Origin of the sequence: Streptomyces sp. UNOC14_S4 (assembly GCF_020740835.1) — a bacterium.
In the GTDB taxonomy this organism is placed as follows: Bacteria; Actinomycetota; Actinomycetes; order Streptomycetales; family Streptomycetaceae; genus Streptomyces.
Genome location: NZ_JAINFC010000540.1, coordinates 1 through 4,964, shown reverse-complemented (window position 1 = coordinate 4,964; position 4,964 = coordinate 1). Strand labels below are relative to the sequence as shown.

Below are 4,964 nucleotides of genomic sequence, written 5' to 3'. Positions count from 1 at the left end.
CTTCAGTGCCGCTTGGAACAACTTCAGTGCTACTTGAACTACTTGGACAACCCACCGTGGGGGCAGCGGACTCGCATGTCCTGCCAGACTCTCGAGGCGCGCGGAACCCGTCGGAACCCCGGGTGCTCCCCGCACCCGAGGGCCCCTCCCGGGCCCCAAGAACCGATCACCCCCACGCCTGGCGCCGGGGACGCGACTGTCGGCCGTCCGTAGCGCTGGACTCGCAGATCACTTTGGTTGCTTCGTGCCCGAGCACCTGAAGCACGGACAACCTAGAGCATCGGGGAGCCAATATGTAGAGGGGGTGTGTGTAATTTGTGCTCGCTTTTAAGGCTGGATCCGCCCATCGGTGACCGCCTGCTGGCGCATTGGCGCCACCACGCACTCCAGTAACTCGCCCGGCCCCCCAGGTGAGCTGCTGTAGCGCGCGGTGGCGATCGGTGAGCTGCGGCGGGACTGCTACGGCGAACAGTTGTCCAAAAGCGAGCCAACCACCTCAAGATCGCGGCGAGTTGGCGGCACACTGGGCGAGCCGGACAGCGGACTGCCGGGGGCCCCGGGGTGCCGATGCGGGGCCCGTTCCGGTCACCGTTCGCGCGGCAACGGGCAGAGGCGGCTGCCCCCTTCGACCGCGACGGTCGGCCCGGGGGCGATCTCCGTGAAGCCCGCGTCGTGGACTATCGGCAGACCGCTCTCCGTCAGCTCCGCCCAGCGCTCCCGCGAGGCCGTCCGCACGGCCAGCGCGAAGCCGTTCTTCCGCCAGCGCTCACGCTCCGCGTCCGGCAGCGCCCACCACGCGAGCTGCGCGCCGTGACCGGCCTGTGCCATCGCCTTGCCCGCCGACATCTGCAGACCGGGGTTGAGCCAGAGCACCGGAATCCCCGGCTCCGGCGCGGACGGCGGCTCGGGGTCGTCGAGGTCCGTCCCCGACACCTGGAGCTTCACCAGCTCCTTCGGCCAGCCGTCCAGAGGTACGGGCGGGAAGACCCGTACCTCGGCGCGCTCACCGGTCACCTCGATGCCCGGCAGCGCCGAGGCCCTGCGCCACTCGGCACCGCGCGCCCGGCGCACCACCTTGCGGATCCGGGCGTCCTCCCAGTCGCGCACGGCCTGTGCCCACTCGCCGTCCTCGCCGCCGACCGAACCCGCCCGCTCGTCCGACAGCAACGTCAGCACCGCGCGCGCCGCCGTCTCCAGGGCGTCCGTACGGGCGGGCGGCGCGTCCTTCTCGATCCGCACCACGAGCGGCAGGACGAACTGGGGCGCCTCGTCACGGGGGTCGACAGCGGCGGAAACGGTGTCGGAAACGCTGTCGGAGGAGGCGTCGGAGGAGGTGTCAGCACTGGTCACCCGCCCAGTCTGCCAGCAGCCCCCAAGACGCGTGGCAGCGCCCGCTACTGTGACCGCATGAGACTCCGGGGGGTCGGCCGGCGGTACGGCCTGCGCGGGCCGTGGGTGCTGCGCGACATCGATCTGGACGTGCCCGCGGGCGCGCTGCTGCGTGTCGAAGGGGCCAACGGCAGCGGCAAGTCGACGCTCCTCCGGCTGCTCGCGGGCATCGACGCGCCCAGCGCGGGCCGCGTCACCGGCCGCCCGCGCACCGCGTACGTCCCCGAACGCTTTCCCGCCGCCCTGCCGTTCACCGCGGGCGAGTATCTCGTCCGCCTCGGCCGTGTCCACGGGCTGAGCCGCTCCGCCGCCGAGCACGGTGCCCGGGCGTGGCTGGAGCGCTTCGGGGCGGCCGGGCACGCGCGGACGCCCCTGTCGGAGCTGTCCAAGGGCACCAGCCAGAAGGTCGCCGTCGCCCAGGGCCTCCTCGCCGTGCCCGAACTGCTCGTCCTCGACGAGGCGTGGACCGGGCTGGACCGCGCCTCCCGCACCGTGCTCGACGGCGCGGTCGCCGAGCGGGTGGCCGCGGGCGGCACGGTCGTCTTCGTCGACCACGACCCACGGCGCCTCGCGGGCGAGGCGGACGCGGTGTTCCGCGTGCACGCCGGGCGGCTGGTGGCGGAAGGCGTACCGCACGCGCCGGAAGACGTACGGGCGGGAGCTCGGGCCGAGGTTGAGGTCGAGATCGAGGGGCCGCCCGGTGCCCCGCTGCCACAGGCGCTGCCCGGCGCGCCGCACGCTCACCCGCTCGCGCCCGGGGCCTTCCGGCTGACCGTGGCGGCCCCGCACTCCGACGCGCTCCTGCGGGCCCTGCTCACCGCCGCCCCCGCTTGGCACATCCGCACAGTGACCCCCACGCGCCCCCGAGGAGGGGACGACCGATGACCGCACTCGTCCGCTACCAGGCTGCCCTGCTGCTGCGCTCGCACCGCTGGCTGGCGCCCTTGCTGCTCTACGGCGTCTTCATCGCCGTCGGCGTGCAGCAGGGGAACCCGGTCCTCGACTCCTTCGGCTACGCGGCGGGCGCCCTGCTGCCCGTGGCCGCGTGGCTCGTGCGGGTCTGTGTGACCAACGAGCCGTCGGCGGCGCGGGACTGCACGGGTGCCGCCGCCGGGCCGTGGCGGGTGCACCTCGCCGCCGTGCTCACCGCGCTGGGCGCGTCCACGGCGCTCGCCCTCGCCGGTACCGCGGTCGTCGCCGCGATCAGCGATTTCCGCAGCGCCGACCACCAGGTGCACGTCCCCCTGTGGCCCGCGACCGCGGCGGGGACCGTGGCCGCGCTCGCGTGCGCCCTGCTCGGCACCGGCGTCGGGGCCCTGTGCAACAGGCCGCTGCTGCGCAGCACCGCGTGGGCCGTGCCCTCGACCGTGCTCGCCACGTTCCTGGTGCTCTTCGCGGGGGTCTCGCCCGCGAACGCCGCCGTGACCGGACTGGTCGGCGGTTCCCACCACGGCACCGTCGTGGTGTCACTGCTGCCCCTCGCCGCCGCGGCGCTGCTCGGGGCGGCGGCGGTCGCCGTGGCCTGTGTGCTCAGCTCGCGCCGTCCGTGACGGCGAGTCCGTCGGCCTGCTCGCCCGAAGAGTGGCGCCTCAGCGCGCGGCGATCAGATCCGACACCCGGACGAACTCGTAGCCCCGGGAGCGCAGTTCCGGAACGATCGTCCGTACGGCCTCCTCGGTGACGGGCGCCGCGCTGCGCGTGCAGTGCAGCACCACGACGGAACCAGGCTGCACCTGGGACAGCACCTGCTTCGCCACCGGGCCCGCCTGCTTGGCGAACGCGTCCCCGCTGATCACGTCCCACTGCACGGCCGTCACGCCGGTGGGCGCGACGGCCCGCAGGGCGGAGTCGTCGTAACAGCCGCCGGGGAAGCGGAAGTACGGCACCGTGCGCTCGACCCCGGCGCGCTTGAACGCGGCGGACGCGCGCTCCACGTCGCTCCGCGCGGAACCGGGGGCCACGGCCGGGAGGCCGTAGCAGGGCGTGGCGAACGCGTGGTGGCTGTACGAGTGGTTGGCGACCTCGAACAGCGGGTCCGCGCCGATGGACCTGGCCTGGTCCGGGTACTGCTCCGCCCACTTGCCGGTCATGAAGACCGTGGCGGGCACCTTCAGCCGCCGCAGCGTCGCGACCAGCTCCGGGTTGTCGAACCGCTCCCCGCGGGCCGCCCGCTTGTCCTCGTCGGCGGTCATGTCGGCGTCGAAGGTCAGCGCGACGCGCTTGCCGCCGTCCCGCTTCCCGTGCGAGAAGACGGGCGTGAGCCCGCCGGGCGCGGCGGGCAGGGTGGGGGCCGCGGACGACGGCACCGACGTCGGCGTACGGGCCGCCGCGGTCGACGGCACCGACGAGGGTGCCGGCGCGGGCGCCGCGTGCTTGCCGCCGCCTCCGCAGCCGATGAGCGCGGCGGAGAGGGTGAGACCGGTCAGGACCTGGACGCTACGACGCAGTGGGAGCACCGCAGCAGCATCCCCCATTCGGCGGCACTGTCGCACCATCGGACAACCCCACCACCTGGGTCACCCTCAGGAGGATCGGCCGTCCAGGACCTTGACCGCGCCCCGCGCCCGCGCCTCAGGGGGCGATCGGCAACTGGCGCTTGTGGTCGGTCAGGCGGTAGCGGTCGACGATCGTCCCGAAGGCCCGCTCGTCCACCGGCTTGCCCTCCAGGAAGTCGTCGATGTCGTCGTAGGTGACCCCGAGCGCGTCCTCGTCGGCCTTGCCCGGGTCGAGGGTCTCCAGGTCGGCCGTCGGGGTCTTCCACACCAGCTCGGCGGGCGCGCCCAGCGCGTCCGCGACGGCGCGCACCCGGCGCTTGGTCAGACCGGTCAGCGGGACGACGTCCGCGGCGCCGTCGCCGAACTTGGTGAAGAAACCGGAGACCGCCTCGGCCGCGTGGTCGGTGCCGACGACCAGACCGCCGTGCGCGCCCGCCACCGCGTACTGGGCGATCATGCGCTGCCGGGCCTTGATGTTGCCGCTCACGAAGTCCTGGTGGTGGGCGTCACGGAAGGTCACACCGGCGGCCAGCGACGCCGCGAGCGCGGCGTCGCTCGCGGGCTTGACGTCCACGGTCAGCACGTGGTCGGCCCGGATGAAGGACAGCGCGAGCTGGGCGTCGCGCTCGTCGGCCTGGACCCCGTAGGGGAGCCGCATCGCGTAGAACCGCGCCTCGTGCCCGGCGGCACGGGCCCGCTCGACCGCGAGCTGGCACAGCCTGCCGGCGGTGGTGGAGTCGACGCCGCCGCTGATGCCGAGGACGAGGGAGGACAGGCCGGTGGAGGCGAGCCGCTCGGCGAGGAAGGCCACCCGCCGCTCGATCTCCCGCTCGGCGTCGAAGATCTCGGCGACCTGGAGTTCCCGGGCGATCTCCCGCTGCAGGGCTATGGAGGTCGGCTCGCTCACGTCTGCTCCTCGTGCTGTGCTGTGTCGGGCCCACGATACCCAGGGCTGCGTGTGCCCCGGGACGCCCCTTGCGCTGCGCGCGCCTGCGGCTTCGGTGGCCCGGTGCGCCCACCGGGTTGCCACCCGGGCCCAGCGGGCGCCTGCGGCTCCGGTGGGGGCTCGCCGCGCAGTTC

5 protein-coding genes are annotated in these 4,964 nt (G+C 74.0%); 2 read left to right on the top strand and 3 right to left on the bottom strand.

The window, feature by feature from the left end:
- Positions 1–585: 585 nt before the first annotated feature.
- Positions 586–1,350, bottom strand: a complete 765-nt coding sequence (locus K6I34_RS31510; RefSeq protein ID WP_229331301.1) for a peptidyl-tRNA hydrolase — start codon at positions 1,348–1,350, stop codon at positions 586–588.
- A 57-nt stretch (positions 1,351–1,407) separates the two neighbouring features.
- Here K6I34_RS31510 and K6I34_RS31505 point away from each other — a divergent pair, with 57 nt between their 5' ends.
- Positions 1,408–2,274 carry an ATP-binding cassette domain-containing protein gene (locus K6I34_RS31505; RefSeq protein WP_229331299.1) on the top strand — a complete coding sequence of 289 codons (867 nt, stop codon included), beginning with the start codon at positions 1,408–1,410 and terminating at the stop codon, positions 2,272–2,274.
- Positions 2,271–2,939: an ABC transporter gene (locus tag K6I34_RS31500; protein ID WP_229331297.1), complete on the top strand. Its 669-nt coding sequence runs from the start codon at positions 2,271–2,273 to the stop codon at positions 2,937–2,939. Before K6I34_RS31505 ends, K6I34_RS31500 begins: the two co-directional genes overlap by 4 nt.
- A gap of 39 nt (positions 2,940–2,978) precedes the next feature.
- Here the strand turns inward: K6I34_RS31500 and K6I34_RS31495 are convergent, their stop codons facing one another.
- Positions 2,979–3,845 carry a polysaccharide deacetylase family protein gene (locus K6I34_RS31495; protein ID WP_374231075.1) on the bottom strand — a complete coding sequence of 289 codons (867 nt, stop codon included), beginning with the start codon at positions 3,843–3,845 and terminating at the stop codon, positions 2,979–2,981.
- Between the two features lie 115 nt (positions 3,846–3,960).
- Positions 3,961–4,791, bottom strand: coding sequence for an ammonia-dependent NAD(+) synthetase (nadE, locus tag K6I34_RS31490; protein WP_308294079.1), 831 nt, complete (start codon positions 4,789–4,791; stop codon positions 3,961–3,963).
- Positions 4,792–4,964: the final 173 nt, after the last annotated feature.

Coding starts and splice junctions, on each gene's coding strand:
- K6I34_RS31500 (WP_229331297.1), top strand. CDS start 2,271: ATGACCGCACTCGTCCGCTACCAGGCTGCCCTGCTGCTGCGCTCGCAC.
- K6I34_RS31505 (WP_229331299.1), top strand. CDS start 1,408: ATGAGACTCCGGGGGGTCGGCCGGCGGTACGGCCTGCGCGGGCCGTGG.